This window comes from Enterococcus sp. DIV1368f (genome assembly GCF_051712245.1).
Taxonomy (GTDB): domain Bacteria; phylum Bacillota; class Bacilli; order Lactobacillales; family Enterococcaceae; genus Enterococcus; species Enterococcus faecalis.
Map to the genome: position 1 here is coordinate 2,196,296 of NZ_JBIOON010000001.1, position 15,208 is coordinate 2,211,503.

Here is a 15,208-nt window from a genome sequence, read left to right on the forward strand (position 1 = left end):
GAAAATTTTTAGAAAAAATGTAGATCTTATTCTTTATGTAAAAAAGACGAGGTAGAAACAGTTCATTCTATCACTTAGCTCACTAATAGCAACGACACTTTTCTTCACTGCCATTCAAAGGATGAATCATTTCTATCCACATCTTTTCAATTAAATACGTGTTTCAAATTTTAATGACTTGTTGATAAAATACATGATTGGTGCTGAAATCGTCATAATAATCGCTTCACTTAATGCTAACCAACCATAAGTTGTCCAAAATGCTTGACCGCCACTTGGTACTAGCATAAAGGCAATAAAAAACATACTTACAGTGAAAAATAGACTATTTAGACACATTCTAACAGGAATACTTGGTACCTTTTTTTGTAAAAAAGCTGTTAAACTCAACGCAAATAATGTTTGCGCTCCACCAAACAGAGCATCCATTACACCAAAACCAAAAAATAAGTTAAAAAAGATAACGCCGCCTAAAACACCCCACATCAATTTGCGATTGAAAACGACTAGGTGATTCAAACTTTCTGAAATTCTAAATTGAATCATACCAGAAGAAACTGGCCGAACCAATAAAGAGAGGACAATATATAAGCCCATAATGATACCATTGGCTAAGACTGTTCTTAGCTTTCGATTGGCTTGAAACGAATTTTGCATACTTTTTCCTTCTTTCTCCGAGTTTTTTTACAAGGGATGGTTGATGAACCTTGGTTACAATTGCAACAGTTCACATTCTAATATGGAAAGTCAAAATAGTCAATGAAAGCCCTGTTTTACTTTGCACTTATTTGCAGTTTTCACCTCTCATGCATTGTTTCGTGCCTTTTTCTAGTCATTTTTTACTTTTTTAAGCAATCTTTATTCGCAGAAGTTCCTCCCTCTGGTATAATGGACAATAGCGATTCAAAGGAGGAGCTCAATGAACATTCACTACTATCTTATTATCAACGAGCAGGCAAGTAGCGGCAATGGCCGAAAAGTCGCTAGAAAAGTGATTCAACAACTCAAGCAACAAGAACTTAAATATACGGCTCTTTACACTGATTACGCTGGACATGAAAAAGAATTGACGAAGGAACTTGCAGAAACAACTTTACTTCCTTGGTCTGAAGACTTAGACGTTTCAACTTTTCCAATCCTAGTCGTGCTAGGCGGCGATGGCACACTACATAATGTCATTAATTCATTACTTCCATATGATTCAGCTATTCCTTTAAGCTATATTCCATGCGGCTCTGGAAATGATTTTGCACGAGGGGTGGGATTATCAAGAAATATTGATAAAGCATTGCATCAAATCCTGCGCACCAGACGACCAAAAGAAATTCAAACGATTCATTATGTAGAAGCCAACCAAGAAGAAATCGGCTTAGCCACCAATAATGTTGGCTTAGGATTAGATGCGGCAATCGTGGAAAAAACCAACGAATCGTCATCAAAAAAAGCCTTAAATAAATTTAAGCTTGGCTCGCTTTCCTATATTTCTTCAATCATTCATGTCTTTTTTAAACAAAAAGGCTTTCCAATTTTAGTTGAAATGAATGGTAAACAATACACATTTAATCGTGCTTTCCTATGTACGGTCACAAATCATCCTTATTTTGGTGGGGGCGTATCAATTATGCCGACGGCCAATCCTCGCAAAGCAGTCGTGGACTTAGTTGTCGTGGAACGGATCAACATTTTTAAAATTTTGTGGCTTATTTTCCTATTGCTTCGCCAAAAACAAGGGAAATCTAAGTATTTTCATCATTTTCAATCAAGCAAAATTCGAATTGTTTCGACGATTCCACAAACCATTCACGCAGATGGCGAGATTTTAGGCAAACGAAGTATTGATATGGTTTATACCACACAAAAACGTTTGTTTTGGTTTTAACTGAGTCCCTTAAGGTTGAAAAAGAGTGCCATAAGTCAAAACGACTTATGGCACTCTTTCCTTTTCTCACATAAATTGATAAGGCGTCGTATCCTTCATTCCAATCATTGGATCAACAGCATTTGTTTGAATAATTTCGACTGTTAGTCGTGGTTCTTTTGGTAATGGTTCTTCGACAACTTTTGTCGCTTTCTTTGCTGTTTCTGAGGTTGACTCTTCCCCTTCATCAGCAAATAGTGAAACTTCTTGTACCGTTGTTTCAACTAATTGCTCGTCTGTTTCTTTAATCTGATCGGCTTTCGTTGATTGCTGTTCAGTTTCATAAGAGACAGCTTTTGTTTCCTTTTCAGTAAATGGATGGTCTGCCGTTAAACCTTCTTCATAGGCTTCTAACTGGGTTCTAGTCGTTAAGGTCATTTGTTCTGCGTTCACGATTCGTTCTTTTAGCATCGTCATGCGACTAGCCGATTCGTTTTTGACACATGTTTCAAAAGCAGAAACCTCACCTAGTAGAATTAATAATTCTTTACTACGTGTCACTGCTGTATACAGCAAATTTCGTTGCAGCATTCGGCTATACTGATGAACCATTGGCAGTAACACCATGCGGAATTCACTACCTTGCGCTTTATGAATCGAACAACAATACGATAGCGTAATTTTATTCCATTCATTTCTTTTATACGTTACTTCATTATTATCAAACTGTAAAACCAACTCGTCCACTTTGTCCTCTGAGTCTTTGGCTAAAGTAATTCCGACGATTTCTCCCATATCTCCATTGAACACATTTAATTCTGGCGTATTGACTAGTTGCAAAACTTTGTCCCCAATCCGATAGACGGTGTCATTCCATTTGACTTCTTTTTTCTTACCATCATTTGGATTGAAGATTTCTTGCATCATCTTATTCAAGGCATCAATGCCGGCTGCGCCACGATACATTGGCGCTAAAACTTGGATATCTTGTGGCGTAAACCCTTTTGCTTTTGCCTTTGTGACGATTTGTCGAATGTATTCTTCAATATGACCAATATCACTTGCAAAGAACGAGCGATCCTTTTGATTTTTTTGAAAATCAGCAGGCAACTTTCCTTCTTTAATTTCATGGGCAAGAGGAATAATACTTGAACCGTCTCCTTGACGATAAATTTCGTTTAGCTCACATTTGGGAATTTCGTTAATTTGCAATAAGTCATGTAAGACTTGACCTGGACCGACAGACGGTAGCTGATCCTTATCACCAACAAAAATCACTTGCATGTTTGTCGGAATAGCTTTTAATAACGTATTGGCTAACCAAGTATCCACCATTGACATTTCATCTACAATTAGCAAACCACCTTCTAATTCTTTGGCGGTTAAACTCGGATTTTTTTCACGACCTGTCAAGCCTAACAAACGGTGGATGGTACTTGCAGGTAAACCTGTCGTTTCGTTCATACGTTTCGCTGCTCGCCCAGTTGGCGCCGCTAGCAAGATTGGAAACATCTCCTGCGTATAGTCTTTGAGATCTAATGAAAGGCCATTTAGTTCCGCAAACAACGAGACAATCCCATTGATAACAGTTGTTTTCCCTGTTCCGGGCCCTCCAGTTAAAATAAATAACGGCGATTTAATCGCTTCTTCAATCGCTGCTTGTTGCGAGTCGCCATACTGAATATTTAAACGTTTCTCAATCATTCGGATATTTTTTTGGACTTCTTCTTCCTCATAATGAATTTCTTTTTTACGAGAAAGTAAACGCTGAATCGAAGTACCAATGCCCCATTCAGAAAAATAGAGACTGTTCTCAAAAAGTTTAGTCTCTTCTTGTTGGATTTTTCCATGTTCGACTAACGTAATGATTTCATTGGCCACTTGATCAGGTGAGATTTCCACTGGGCGACTTGCTTCCAAGGTCCGAATCGCTTCTTCTAATAAAACATCTGCTTGAACATACGTATTGCCTGAGCGAATGGAGTGTTCAAACACTTCATGTAAAATAGCTGCTCGAATTCGAACAGCAGAATCCGCCTGAATGCCGATTTGTTCAGCAATATTGTCCGCTCGTTTAAATCCGACTCCCTCAATATCTTCAACTAACTGATAGGGATTTTCTTGAATCACAGAAAGGGTTTCTTCTTGATAGGTTTGATAAATTGAAAAAGCTAACTGACTACCAAAGCCGTATCGATTTAGTCCCACAATCACTTGCTCCATCCCGTGATTCAAGCGAATTGTTTCGACGATTACTTGACGTTTTTTTTCATTTAAAACAGTAACTTCTTCCAAAACACTAGGATCATCAATAATTCGGTCAATCGCACTTTCCCCTAATACTTCAACAATTTTTTCAGCGGTTCGTTTACCAATGCCAGGAAATTTGTCACTTGATAAATAGTTAACCACCCCACTAGCCGAAGTCGGTCTTTCTTGCTGATAACTATCCACCTGAAACTGTCTGCCATAACGAGGATGGTCCACAAAATGACCAAAGAAACGATAGGGTTCCTCTTCTTGAACTTGGCCAAAACTTCCAGTTACTACAATTTCTTTTTCTAAATAATCTGTATTTGTATCGGTCACATTTACAAGAACGACTTTATAAAAATTACTGGGATTTTCAAAAAAGATTGCTTGTACAGTCCCAACAATAAAGGCTTTTTCTTCGTCCTCACCAAAAAGTGTTACCACTACAAGCCCTCCTTTCTGTTGTGCGCTTATTGTGCTTTTTCTTTAGCTAAAAAAGACGTATCATTCCATAACGTTAAGTCGTACGGCAGGTTCCTTGATGCCTCTTTGGTTTCAAGGATTGAGAGGCTATTGTTTAGCAGCCCGCCCATTGTACGTAATTCTGATAATGGTTTACCAGCCATCGCTTGGATTGCCGCTGTCAAGGCTGCTCCGTGTCCGACAAATAGAACTGGACCTTCGTGTTGCTTCGCCGCTTCAGCAACTGTTTCTGAAATCCGTTGAATCGCTTGCTCGATTGGTTCACCATCAAAAATTGTTGGATCATACAAATCTAAACGATGCCGTAAATGATCTAATTCTTCTCCATAAAAATTACGCATTTCTTCAATATATTGTCCTTCTAGACGACCTAAACCTAATTCTTTTAAAGTATCTGTATAAACAATTTCAACTGGATGAGTCAATTCTTGTTGAATTCCCCGCGCAGTATTTTTGGCACGTAATAGCGGACTAGAATAAATTTTTTCAAACGGAATATCTTGTAAATATTGGCCTAATTGTTTAATTTCGTCATAACTAGTTGATAATAACGGCGAATCTCCTGTCATTCCTTGAAATCGTTTCTGTTGATTCCATTCAGTTTTTCCATGTCGTGTAAAATATAATTTCATGTAACTTCTCCAAACTTCTTTATCTCTTCATATGTCTTTCTAGTTTATCACTTCCCTGCGAAAATATCCATGGAAGTTTCTAGTAATCCAAGCAAAATAAGCCTAGAACAAAAATCTAAATTGTTTTTTGTTCTAGGCTTGGAAATTGGGCAACGGTAAAAATAAAACCACTTTCTTCTGACATTTTTGAAAAAAGCGCTACTGTCCTAACTTTTTTAATCTAATTTATCATTTTCATAATGATGCGTCAGTTCTAAGTTCGGAAAATTTTGCTGACGTAAGGCTTCATAAACAATTAGTGCGGCAGTGTTAGAAAGATTCAATGAGCGCACATGTTCATCGTTCATAGGAATTCGGATACACTTTTCTTCGTTTTCTCGCATAAACGTTTCTGGTAAGCCCGTTGTTTCTTTTCCAAAAAGGAAATAATGGTCTTCGCCATCATTATAATTGACCTCACTGTATGTTTGGTGAGCAAATTTGGTTACTAAATGCAAGTGTTTGCCTGCCACATGGGCTAAAAAGGCAGCCAAATCTTTATGATACGTAATATTTACATCATTCCAATAATCTAATCCAGCACGTTTTAAGTGTTTATCATCTGTTGAAAATCCTAAAGGTTCAATTAAATGCAACGGTGTATTCGTCGCTGCACATGTCCGTGCAATATTTCCAGTATTTGCTGGAATTTGTGGTTCAAATAAAACAATATGGTTCGTCAACTATCTTCAGCTCCTCAAATATCAATCGTGTTCATTTTAGCATAAATTCAAAATAAATAGCGCCCACAATACTTATTTTCAAAAAAACCGCATGACGCGATGATGTCAGGCGGCAGCTATTTTAACCAATAAAAAAAACGTACCGTCTCGGTGTCTAGCACGGCGAGTCGTTACGTTAGTGAAGGTCTCTTCACTAACTTTTATCAGAACAGGACCCTGATAAAAACCAATGAAAAAACAACTTGTAAGTAATATAACACCAATGTCACTTTATTGCAAGACTTTTTTAGGATTTTCTTCACAAAAAAGTCTATCTTTTACGACCTACTAACAAGCGGACGTCAATCGTGATTTTTTCCAATGGTCGCTGTTGTAGTTTGGCTTTAACTTCTTGAGAAACTTGCCACTCTAATGGCGACATTTCTAATAAATCCAACCGTCTTTCCTCGGGAATGTCAAAGCAATAAGTTATTCGTTCATCTACTTCCACTGCTAATTCCTCGGCAAAACGTTGGACTACTTTTTGATTGGAATAACTTTGTTTCTTTTCGTCATTGGGATAAAAAGCCGCTCGTAATTCCTTTAAATAATTCTCTTCAGGAATAATTTTAATCACAGTCCCGTCAGCTTTTAGTACTCGCCGAAATTCTTGATAATGTGAAGGAGAAAAAATATTTAAAATCGTATCAAGCCCTTCATTCGCAAATGGCAAATTCGTTAAATCCGCCACACACCAAAACGCATCAATTGGCTGATTACTTGCTAAATAGATTCCTTCCTTTGATAAATCAAACCCGATTTTCAGTCCAGATAAGCCTGCTTGACTTAACTCAGCTAGAAAACTCCCTTCACCACAACCAACATCGACTACTGTTTTATTTTGAGGAAGATAATGCATAATTTTGTTTAAAACAGGCGCGTACATGCCACTTTGAATCATTTTTCCTCGAGAAGTAAACATTTTTTTATTATATTCTGTCTGAACGCCATGATTTAGAAAGTATAGCGTGCCTTTCTTGGATAAATCAAATTGATGCCTCTGTTGACAAATCAGACCAACCCCTTCTACATGCATTGGTTCATGACAAGTTGGACAGCGAAAAACGGTTGCTTCTTTTTTTAATAATTGTTGTGCTCGTTCAATTTTCTTTAACATTTAAAACTCCTTACGTTCATTAAATGAACATTTTCTCTTATAAAAAGTTGCACTCTTTTTTTCAGGGCTATGGTAGTAAGCAGAATTATGGTACAATGCCTGTGAAGAAAAAGCAAGGAGCGATAAGAAATGATTAAAGAATTCTGTGCCGAAAATTTCACTAAGATTCCCCAAGCCATTCAAAAAGGTGCGAATCGCATCGAATTATGCGATAACTTAGCCGTAGGTGGAACGACGCCAAGTACTGGTGTTATTGAAGAAGTCTTAGCATACGCTGGCGAACATTCAGTACCAGTGATGACAATCATTCGTCCTCGTGGCGGCAATTTTGTCTATAATGATATTGAATTAAAAATTATGCATACCGATTTAATCGAAGCAAAGAAATTAGGAACCGACGGAATTGTTATTGGCTGTTTAACTGAGGATGGTTGGTTAGATGAAGAAGCTTTGGACTTATTCATTGAAACAGCTGAAGGCTTGCAAATCACTTTCCATATGGCTTTTGATGCCTTGTCGAAAGAAAACCAATTTAAGGCGATCGACTGGTTAGCTGAGCGTGGTGTGACGCGTATTTTAACTCATGGCGGGCCAGCTGGTACCCCTATCGAAGACAACTTTGATCATTTAAAAGAATTAATTGCCTACGCAGATCAACGGATTCTTATTTTACCAGGTGGCGGTATTTCCACAGAAAACGTTCAAACTGTGATGGACACTTTAAAAGTCACAGAAGTCCATGGCACAAAAATTGTTTAATTTCTTGTATCTAAAAAAGTGAGGTAGCCGTCGTATTAACGGCTACCTCACTTTTTTGATTTTAAGCAAACCAACGAAACCTTTTACCTTAGTCTCATGATAAATAAGTGCAATTTTTTAAACAAAATAACGCATAAACATGCTGGCAATATTGAAATAAATTAATACACTGGTTAAATCACTTAAGGTAGTAATAAACGGGCCACTGGCAACTGCGGGATCAAACCCTAATTTATCCATTAACATTGGGATTAAACTCCCTGCTAAATTCGCCACAGTAATTGCACAGAGCATTGCCATCCCAATCACAAATCCAAGTGGAAGATTATGTTGCCACACGCCAACCACAATCATAATGGTTAAACCTGTCACAGCCCCCGTCACTAGTCCCGTGAGCACTTCACTTAAGATTAAGCGTCCAAAATTACTATCCTTTTCATCTTTCATAGCCAAACGGCGTACCGCGACCGCCAATGATTGTGTCCCGGCATTGCCGGCTGTTCCGGTAATTAAAGAAATAAAAACGGCTAAAATACTCGCTTCGCTAACTAAAGACTCATAATTACTGATTAATGAGGCCGTAGACATCCCTAAAAACAGCAGCGTAATTAACCAAGGTAATCGTTTAGAAGCGGCTTTTAAAGGGTTCTCACTAACTTCTTCAACGTCGACCCCGGCTAAACCAGAGTAGTCACTAGCGGCCTCATCATCGATAACATCAATAATATCATCAACTGTTACAATCCCCAACAAATGATCATCATAATCTGTAACTGGCACAGCTAAGAAGTCATAGTCACGAATTGTTTGCGCGACATCTTCTTGGTCATCGCCAACATGAACTGAAATAACCCGTTCATTCAAAATATCAGCAATCAAGGTATCATCATCATTAACAATTAAATCCCGCAACGAAATAACGCCGACTAAATGATTTTCTTGGTCGACTACGTAAACGTAATAGATTGTTTCCGCCATGTCCGCTTGATTCTTTAAGACGTACATCGCAGAACGCACTGTTTGATTCGCCACAATCGAAACAAATTCGGTGGTCATAATCGCCCCAGCAGTTTCATCTTCGTAATGAAGTAACTCTTTAATTTCGCCTGCTTCTTCACTACTTAACAAACTAAGATATTTCGCCTTTTGACTTTTATCTAACATATTTAGTAAATCCACCGCATTATCGGTATACATCTCAGCTAACATATCTGCTGCATAACTTGGGCGCATTTCAGCTAAATAATCTTTCATATTCTCATTATCTTCTTCGATAACATCAAACATATCCGCTAGTTCTTTCGGAGATAGGTAATTGTATAAATGTTGTCGGTCTTTTTCATCTAACGATTGGTAAAATTGTCCTTGTTCATAAATGTGTAACGCTAAAAATAGCTCACGAAATTCGTTCATTTGTTGATTTTTTAGCGTTTCTAAAAGAAGGGCAAATTGCTCTTCCATTTCTTGGCCTTCATTCATCTTACACTTTCCCCTCCTGCCTCTTTATTATTATAACGTATCATCTACACTTTTCATATCCTCCGCTAGTGGGGAAATCAGATGAACCGTTTCTTTGGTAAAAGGATGAGTAAAAATTAGTTCCATGCAATGCAACGCTTGCCGCTCAATTCCTTGATCCATCTCTCCATGATACATCTCATCCCCTAACAATGAACAGCCAATTGCTTCAAAATGTACCCGAATTTGGTGTGTTCGTCCTGTATGGAGCTGAATGCGCACAGCTGCTGCTTGGGCTCCTCTTTTTGCGAGCCAATATTCTGTGCTAGCAAATTGACCCGTTTCGATAACTTGACGTTTTAATAAAGAGGACAAGTCGCGCCCAATTGGCTTTTCAATCAATTGATGCTCGTTTAACTGCTCAATCGCACCACCAACAAGGGCATAATAAATTTTTGTCACCTTTTTTTCTCGTAATTCTTGATCAATTAAAGCATGAGCAAAGCCGTGTTTCGCAAATAACATCAGCCCAGAAGTATCTCGATCTAAACGAGTCACGACATGAATAACTTGATTCACGTAATTTTGACGCTTGTAATAGCCCTTAACACGATTCGCCATCGTTCCTGAAGGATGATACTGAGCAGGTATCGAGGCAATGCCAGCAGGCTTATTAACTACTAAAAAATGATCATCTTCAAACACAATTTCAATCGGTTCATCATCTGTTAATAATGTCTCATGTTCCGCTTCATCTGGAATCGTCATTTTAACGACATCGCCAGTTTGTAAAGGATAGATGGCATTTTGAACGGTCCCATTCACTTGAATTTTACCACCCTGAAATTTCACCTTAGCTAATAACCCTTTTGAAACGCCTTGTTCCTTTAAAAAATATTTCACTTGTTGTGTTGTTTCTTTGTCATATGTCCATTGAAATTCCATCGTTTAATTAATCCTCACCAATAAAGGCATCTTTCACTCGATGCCAGAAATGCATGTGCCGATAAGAGGCAAAATGAATCCGTTCGTCTGCAATTCGATAGCAGACAGAAGCGATATTTTCTTGATAAATATCTAATTGGTCCACCGTGACAAAATAATCATCACTTTCCTGTAATTTAATCTCCAGCCACTCCGTATGTGCGATTACAATCGGTGACCCCAATGTTCGAAAGACACGATTGTTTAAGGAGGCGATTTCGGTTAACTGAAACGCATTAATGCTGGGGTGTAAAACAGCTCCACCAATACTTTTATTATACGCAGTAGAGCCGGTTGGGGTCGAAATCGACAACCCATCACCACGAAATCGTTCAAACAGTTCGTCTTTAATAAACACATCGCCCACCATCGTCCGGTTTCCTCGTTTAATTGTCGATTCATTTAATGCTAAAAAATGTTTATCTGGTTTCCCATCTCTAAACCGAATCCGCACATCTAATAATGGATAACTCGTACTTTTTTCACGATGAATACACAAACTTTCAACTAGTTCTTTTAATTCATAATCACGCCAATCTGTATAGAAACCCAAGTGTCCGGTATGTACACCTAAGAAGCTTACTTCGTTTAACAGATGATTAAATCGATGAAAAGCGGAAAGAAGCGTACCATCTCCGCCGACTGAAATCACAAGTTCAGGTTGACGATTGTCTATTTGAATTTGGTTTTGCTCTAATAGTGTTGTCAGTTGTTTTGTGACTTGTTTCGATTTTTCTTCCGAGTTATGAACAATCGCCACTTTCATAAGCAGACTCCTTTACTGATTTTCTGGTGTTTCGTTTTTAATTTGCTTATAGTATTCGTTTTCTAGCAAGCCACGGCCATGAGAGAAATAATGTTGTGCTTCTTGAATTTCTTCACGAATAGATGACATTTCTTCATCTAATAAATAGGCTGCCTCTGCCGCTCGCTGAAGGCGTTCTTTCATTTCTTCAGGAAAAACACCTTGATATTTATAATTCAAAGAATGTTCAATCGTTGCCCAAAAATTCATGGAAAGTGTCCGAATTTGGATTTCGGCCAAAATAATCTTTTCCCCGGTGACTAATTGCACAGGATATTCCACCACCACATGGTACGAACGATAGCCACTTTCTTTTTTATTTTCAATGTAGTCACGTTCTTCCACAATTTTTAAGTCTTTACGATTTCTTAAAAGTGCGACTACCTGGTAAATGTCTTCCACAAATTGGCACATAATCCGCAAACCAGCAATGTCTTGCATTTCTTCTTCAATCCTATTTAAAGGAATATGCCGAATAGCCGTCTTTGTCAAAATACTATCTACTGGTTTCACACGTCCTGTAACGAATTCAATTGGTATGTGTTTATCTTGCTCCCGAAATTGTTTACGAATACCTCGTAGTTTTACTTTTAATTCGCTGACCGCCTGTTCATATGGCGCTAAAAACAGCTCCCACTCTCGTTCCATGGTAGATCCCTCAATTTCCTTGAATTTCATTCACTGATTATTTTACCACAGTCCTTCCTAAAATAGGGTGTTATTCGCTATTTGATTTCCAAACGCCTTTCATTAGAAAAATTTTTCACAGAGAAGACCACTTTTCTTGACGGAAACCTATATAATATGTGAAAATTGGAGTGATTTAAGAAAGAGAGAGAACCCCATGAGTGAGCACTTAGAAATTGAATTTAAAACATTAGTTAGTCCGCAAGATTTCAAACGATTAATCGACCATTTTGCTATTCAAAAAACGGACTTTTTTACGCAAACAAATCATTATTTTGATACGGACGATTTTCAATTAAAAGCACAACGAATGGGCTTAAGAATTCGCGTATTAGCAGATCGTGGTGAGTTAACCTTAAAAGTTCCTGCGCCAGAAGGATTATTAGAAATCAATGACCCTTTATCGCTTGAGTCGGCGAACCACTTTATCAAAAGGAATCACCTCCCTACTGAGGGGGCTGTGGCGAAGAAATTACAAGAATTAGGTATTGAAATCGCCTCGATCCATTTAATTGGTTCATTAAAAACAGCACGTGCAGAAAAACAAATTCCTCAAGGACTACTTGCGTTAGACGAAAGTTGGTATAACCAACAGCACGATTTTGAATTAGAGTTAGAAGTTACTGAAGCTGAAAGCGGCAAGCAAGCGTTTCAAACATTAATGGCTGATTTGAACATTCCCATTACGCTTGCACCTAACAAGATTCAACGCATGATGCGGACCACTGCCCCTTAGTATTCGAAGCACTGACGTTCTGGCACCTGTATTTGAAAAAGCATGGCATTGGAGGAAGTATGAATGGTTGAAATTTATTTGTTCGTCAATCCTTTAGGCGGCGTCTGTTTAGAAATTGAAAAAGAAATTATACAATTGTCTGTTAACGACAAGAAGAAAATACAATTGCGCTTTATCCCTTTATTAAACATGAAGACGATCAATGAATTTTTGAGTCGTCAACATATTCCGATTAATGACATTAAACGACGGAATCGAATTTTTGAAGATTTATACTCAGCCGCTCTTGACTATAAAGCAGCACAGTTACAAGGCCGAAAAAAAGGCCGACAATTGTTGATTGGCTTACAAAAAGCAGTAGCTGAAGACGGTCTAGCTTACTCTCCTGAGTTATCAGAAGAACTACTTCTAGCGGCCGGCGGGGATATTGATATGTATCGTAAAGACCGACAATCCGATTTTGTCAAAGAATCTTTCCAAACCGACCAAAAAGTTGCTCGAGAAATGGGGATTAAACAACATCCTACCGCAGTCGTTTACAACTATACTTGCGAGAACGATTTCGGCATTTTAGTCGAAAATTTTGAAAACATGGATGAAATTAAACAACTATGTCGTGTCCATCCACATAACGAACCGTTGCTGGACCAAGGTGACGCAACCTTTGAATTTAAACGTCGCTCCAATTATCATTTTCCAAATGGACATTTACATTTATTATAAAAAAGATGCTGCGACAAAAGCTGTTAACCAATTATCTTAAGAGTTAAAAAGTGGGATATAAGTCATTTGGACTTATATCCCACTTCTTTGTCTATAATTTTTCAACCAAAGCTTCTAATTCCGTTAAACGTTCTTCAAAAACTTTCATTGCATCTTCGATATACGCGGCTTGTGTCATATCCACGCCCGCTTTTTTCATCACTTCAATTGGGAAGTCACTACTTCCTGCTTTCAAGTAGTTAAGGTACTTCTCTAAAGCTCCTTCTTCTTCAGCTAAAATATGTTTAGACAATGCCGAAGCGGCTGAGAAGCCAGTTGCATATTGATAAACATAGTAATTGTAATAAAAATGTGGAATTCTCGCCCATTCGTAACTGATTTCTTCGTCTCTAACTACTTCTGGTCCATAATATTTAGCATTGAGCTCGCCATAATACTCACTCAAATATTCACTTGTTAATGGCGTGCCTTTAGCATCTTCCGTGTGAATAAAATGTTCAAATTCCGCAAATTGCGTTTGACGGAAAATGGTTCCCTTAAAGCCGTCTAAATAGTGATTTAAGACATACGCACGTACTTTAGGATCTGTTTCTGTTTGTAATAAATATTCTGTTAAAATATTTTCATTTGTGGTTGAAGCAATCTCAGCTAAGAAAATTGAATAGTCGCCATAAACATACGGCTGATTATTTCTTGTATAGTAACTATGAACACTATGGCCCATCTCATGGACTAATGTAAATAGTTGATCCAAACTATCATGCCAATTCATTAAAATGTATGGGGCTGTATCATAAGCTCCGGAAGAATATGCACCGCTTCGTTTTCCTTGATTTTCAATCACATCAATCCAACGACTTGAAAAAGCTTCTTTAACAATAGATAAATAGTCTTCACCTAGTGGTTTTAAAGCCTCAATTGCTTTTTCTTTTGCTTCTTCATAGCTGTAACGAATTGGTGCTTCACCTAGCAAAGGCGCATACAAGTCGTACATGTGTAATTCTTCTACGTTTAATAATTTTTTTCTTAATTTTACATAACGATGTAGCAAAGGTAAATGTTTATTTACTACAGCTACTAATGTTTCGTGAACACTTTCAGGGATATGATTACTTGCTAAAGATGCTGCCCGAGCAGAATCATAATTTCTAATTTTTGCTTTATAATTATGTGTTTTAACATGTGCACCTAAAGTTGAGGCTAATGTATTTCTAAATTGTTTGTATACTTTGTACAAACCTTTAAATGCTGCTTCACGAACAGATGGATCGACACTTTCCATTAATTGACCATAAACGCCATGAGAAAGTTGAATCGTTTCGCCTTCAGCATTTTGCACAGTTGGAAATTCTAAATCTGCATTATTTAAAATTGAAAATGTATTACTTGAGGCACCAAAAATTTCGCTAGCCCCCGCCAGTAAAGCTTCTTGTTCCATCGATAAAACATGGGGACGTTCATCTAAAATATTTTGAATATAGTGACGATAAACAGCTAATTTCGGCTGCTCTTCAAAATATCCCCAGATTTGTTCATCACTTAATGTTAAAACCTCTGGGTCAAACCAAGAAACAGCTTCACTAACTTGCGCATATAAAGAACTAGCTCTGGCATATAAAGCTTGGTAAGCTGTATTTGTAGTGTCTTGATCATTTTTTAAATGAGAATAGACATATAATGTTTCCACTTTTCGATAGACATCTAACACGTATTCTAACGCAGCTAGAAAAGCATCTGCGCCATTCCCTAAGGTACCTTTAAATGACTCTGCTTGATTTAGCTCCTCTGTCAACTGATTATACGCAGCATCAAAAGCAGCATCATCTTTAAAAATTTTGGTTAAATCCCAAGTTAATGAAGTTGGAACTTCATCACGTGTTGGTAATTGTTTAATTTCGCTCATAGTTTACTCTCCTTTAAGAAACGTTTTACTCATTATACTATCATAATTT

Annotated in this window: 14 protein-coding genes; 4 read left to right on the forward strand and 10 right to left on the reverse strand. The window is 37.7% G+C overall.

The genetic code is table 11. The annotated features are described in order from the left end of the window. Nucleotides 1–150: 150 nt before the first annotated feature. Entirely contained in the window at nucleotides 151–657 is a 507-nt protein-coding gene (locus tag IGL07_RS10670; protein ID WP_002356499.1) for a QueT transporter family protein, read from the reverse strand. A 262-nt stretch (nucleotides 658–919) separates the two neighbouring features. Between IGL07_RS10670 and IGL07_RS10675 the strand changes: the two genes are divergently transcribed. Continuing rightward, nucleotides 920–1,879 (forward strand): diacylglycerol/lipid kinase family protein, encoded by a 960-nt coding sequence (locus IGL07_RS10675; RefSeq protein ID WP_010817563.1) that lies wholly within the window; start codon nucleotides 920–922, stop codon nucleotides 1,877–1,879. A gap of 66 nt (nucleotides 1,880–1,945) precedes the next feature. Here the strand turns inward: IGL07_RS10675 and recD2 are convergent, their stop codons facing one another. The 4 genes from recD2 to IGL07_RS10695 form a co-directional block, all read right to left on the reverse strand. Continuing rightward, a complete protein-coding gene (gene recD2, locus IGL07_RS10680; RefSeq protein WP_010817564.1) occupies nucleotides 1,946–4,555 on the reverse strand; it encodes an SF1B family DNA helicase RecD2 in 2,610 nt (869 codons plus the stop codon). 26 nt (nucleotides 4,556–4,581) lie between these two features. Continuing rightward, a complete protein-coding gene (locus IGL07_RS10685) occupies nucleotides 4,582–5,226 on the reverse strand; it encodes a histidine phosphatase family protein (RefSeq protein ID WP_010817565.1) in 645 nt (214 codons plus the stop codon). Between the two features lie 215 nt (nucleotides 5,227–5,441). Next, on the reverse strand, nucleotides 5,442–5,948 hold the full coding sequence (gene trmL / locus IGL07_RS10690) for a tRNA (uridine(34)/cytosine(34)/5-carboxymethylaminomethyluridine(34)-2'-O)-methyltransferase TrmL (RefSeq protein WP_002356493.1): 507 nt from the start codon (nucleotides 5,946–5,948) through the stop codon (nucleotides 5,442–5,444). A gap of 310 nt (nucleotides 5,949–6,258) precedes the next feature. Then, nucleotides 6,259–7,104 carry a methyltransferase domain-containing protein gene (locus IGL07_RS10695; protein ID WP_010817566.1) on the reverse strand — a complete coding sequence of 282 codons (846 nt, stop codon included), beginning with the start codon at nucleotides 7,102–7,104 and terminating at the stop codon, nucleotides 6,259–6,261. 129 nt (nucleotides 7,105–7,233) lie between these two features. Here IGL07_RS10695 and cutC point away from each other — a divergent pair, with 129 nt between their 5' ends. Continuing rightward, on the forward strand, nucleotides 7,234–7,863 hold the full coding sequence (cutC, locus tag IGL07_RS10700) for a copper homeostasis protein CutC (RefSeq protein WP_002359565.1): 630 nt from the start codon (nucleotides 7,234–7,236) through the stop codon (nucleotides 7,861–7,863). A gap of 117 nt (nucleotides 7,864–7,980) precedes the next feature. On the opposite strand, the gene mgtE is transcribed toward cutC, so the two are convergent. From mgtE to IGL07_RS10720, 4 genes are read right to left on the reverse strand one after another with little or no spacing between them, the layout of a single operon-like run. After that, nucleotides 7,981–9,342, reverse strand: a complete 1,362-nt coding sequence (gene mgtE, locus IGL07_RS10705; RefSeq protein ID WP_002362548.1) for a magnesium transporter — start codon at nucleotides 9,340–9,342, stop codon at nucleotides 7,981–7,983. A 30-nt stretch (nucleotides 9,343–9,372) separates the two neighbouring features. Next, complete coding sequence (locus IGL07_RS10710) at nucleotides 9,373–10,266, reverse strand: RluA family pseudouridine synthase (protein WP_002362547.1); 894 nt, start codon at nucleotides 10,264–10,266, stop codon at nucleotides 9,373–9,375. Between the two features lie 7 nt (nucleotides 10,267–10,273). After that, nucleotides 10,274–11,071 carry an NAD kinase gene (locus tag IGL07_RS10715; RefSeq protein WP_002356486.1) on the reverse strand — a complete coding sequence of 266 codons (798 nt, stop codon included), beginning with the start codon at nucleotides 11,069–11,071 and terminating at the stop codon, nucleotides 10,274–10,276. A gap of 12 nt (nucleotides 11,072–11,083) precedes the next feature. Beyond that, on the reverse strand, nucleotides 11,084–11,758 hold the full coding sequence (locus IGL07_RS10720; RefSeq protein WP_002356484.1) for a GTP pyrophosphokinase: 675 nt from the start codon (nucleotides 11,756–11,758) through the stop codon (nucleotides 11,084–11,086). Between the two features lie 196 nt (nucleotides 11,759–11,954). Between IGL07_RS10720 and IGL07_RS10725 the strand changes: the two genes are divergently transcribed. After that, on the forward strand, nucleotides 11,955–12,533 hold the full coding sequence (locus IGL07_RS10725) for a CYTH domain-containing protein (RefSeq protein WP_010712743.1): 579 nt from the start codon (nucleotides 11,955–11,957) through the stop codon (nucleotides 12,531–12,533). A 63-nt stretch (nucleotides 12,534–12,596) separates the two neighbouring features. Next, entirely contained in the window at nucleotides 12,597–13,256 is a 660-nt protein-coding gene (locus IGL07_RS10730) for a ClpXP adapter SpxH family protein (protein ID WP_002356482.1), read from the forward strand. A gap of 91 nt (nucleotides 13,257–13,347) precedes the next feature. On the opposite strand, the gene pepF is transcribed toward IGL07_RS10730, so the two are convergent. Then, complete coding sequence (gene pepF, locus IGL07_RS10735; protein ID WP_010817567.1) at nucleotides 13,348–15,159, reverse strand: oligoendopeptidase F; 1,812 nt, start codon at nucleotides 15,157–15,159, stop codon at nucleotides 13,348–13,350. Nucleotides 15,160–15,208 lie beyond the last annotated feature (49 nt).

Excerpts from the sequence above, each read along its gene's own strand:
- IGL07_RS10670 (WP_002356499.1), bottom strand. The coding sequence starts at position 657 with ATGCAAAATTCGTTTCAAGCCAATCGAAAGCTAAGAACAGTCTTAGCC.
- IGL07_RS10675 (WP_010817563.1), top strand. The coding sequence starts at position 920 with ATGAACATTCACTACTATCTTATTATCAACGAGCAGGCAAGTAGCGGC.
- IGL07_RS10685 (WP_010817565.1), bottom strand. The coding sequence starts at position 5,226 with ATGAAATTATATTTTACACGACATGGAAAAACTGAATGGAATCAACAG.
- IGL07_RS10695 (WP_010817566.1), bottom strand. The coding sequence starts at position 7,104 with ATGTTAAAGAAAATTGAACGAGCACAACAATTATTAAAAAAAGAAGCA.
- cutC (WP_002359565.1), top strand. The coding sequence starts at position 7,234 with ATGATTAAAGAATTCTGTGCCGAAAATTTCACTAAGATTCCCCAAGCC.
- mgtE (WP_002362548.1), bottom strand. The coding sequence starts at position 9,342 with ATGAATGAAGGCCAAGAAATGGAAGAGCAATTTGCCCTTCTTTTAGAA.
- IGL07_RS10710 (WP_002362547.1), bottom strand. The coding sequence starts at position 10,266 with ATGGAATTTCAATGGACATATGACAAAGAAACAACACAACAAGTGAAA.
- IGL07_RS10715 (WP_002356486.1), bottom strand. The coding sequence starts at position 11,071 with ATGAAAGTGGCGATTGTTCATAACTCGGAAGAAAAATCGAAACAAGTC.
- IGL07_RS10720 (WP_002356484.1), bottom strand. The coding sequence starts at position 11,758 with ATGGAACGAGAGTGGGAGCTGTTTTTAGCGCCATATGAACAGGCGGTC.
- IGL07_RS10725 (WP_010712743.1), top strand. The coding sequence starts at position 11,955 with ATGAGTGAGCACTTAGAAATTGAATTTAAAACATTAGTTAGTCCGCAA.
- IGL07_RS10730 (WP_002356482.1), top strand. The coding sequence starts at position 12,597 with ATGGTTGAAATTTATTTGTTCGTCAATCCTTTAGGCGGCGTCTGTTTA.
- pepF (WP_010817567.1), bottom strand. The coding sequence starts at position 15,159 with ATGAGCGAAATTAAACAATTACCAACACGTGATGAAGTTCCAACTTCA.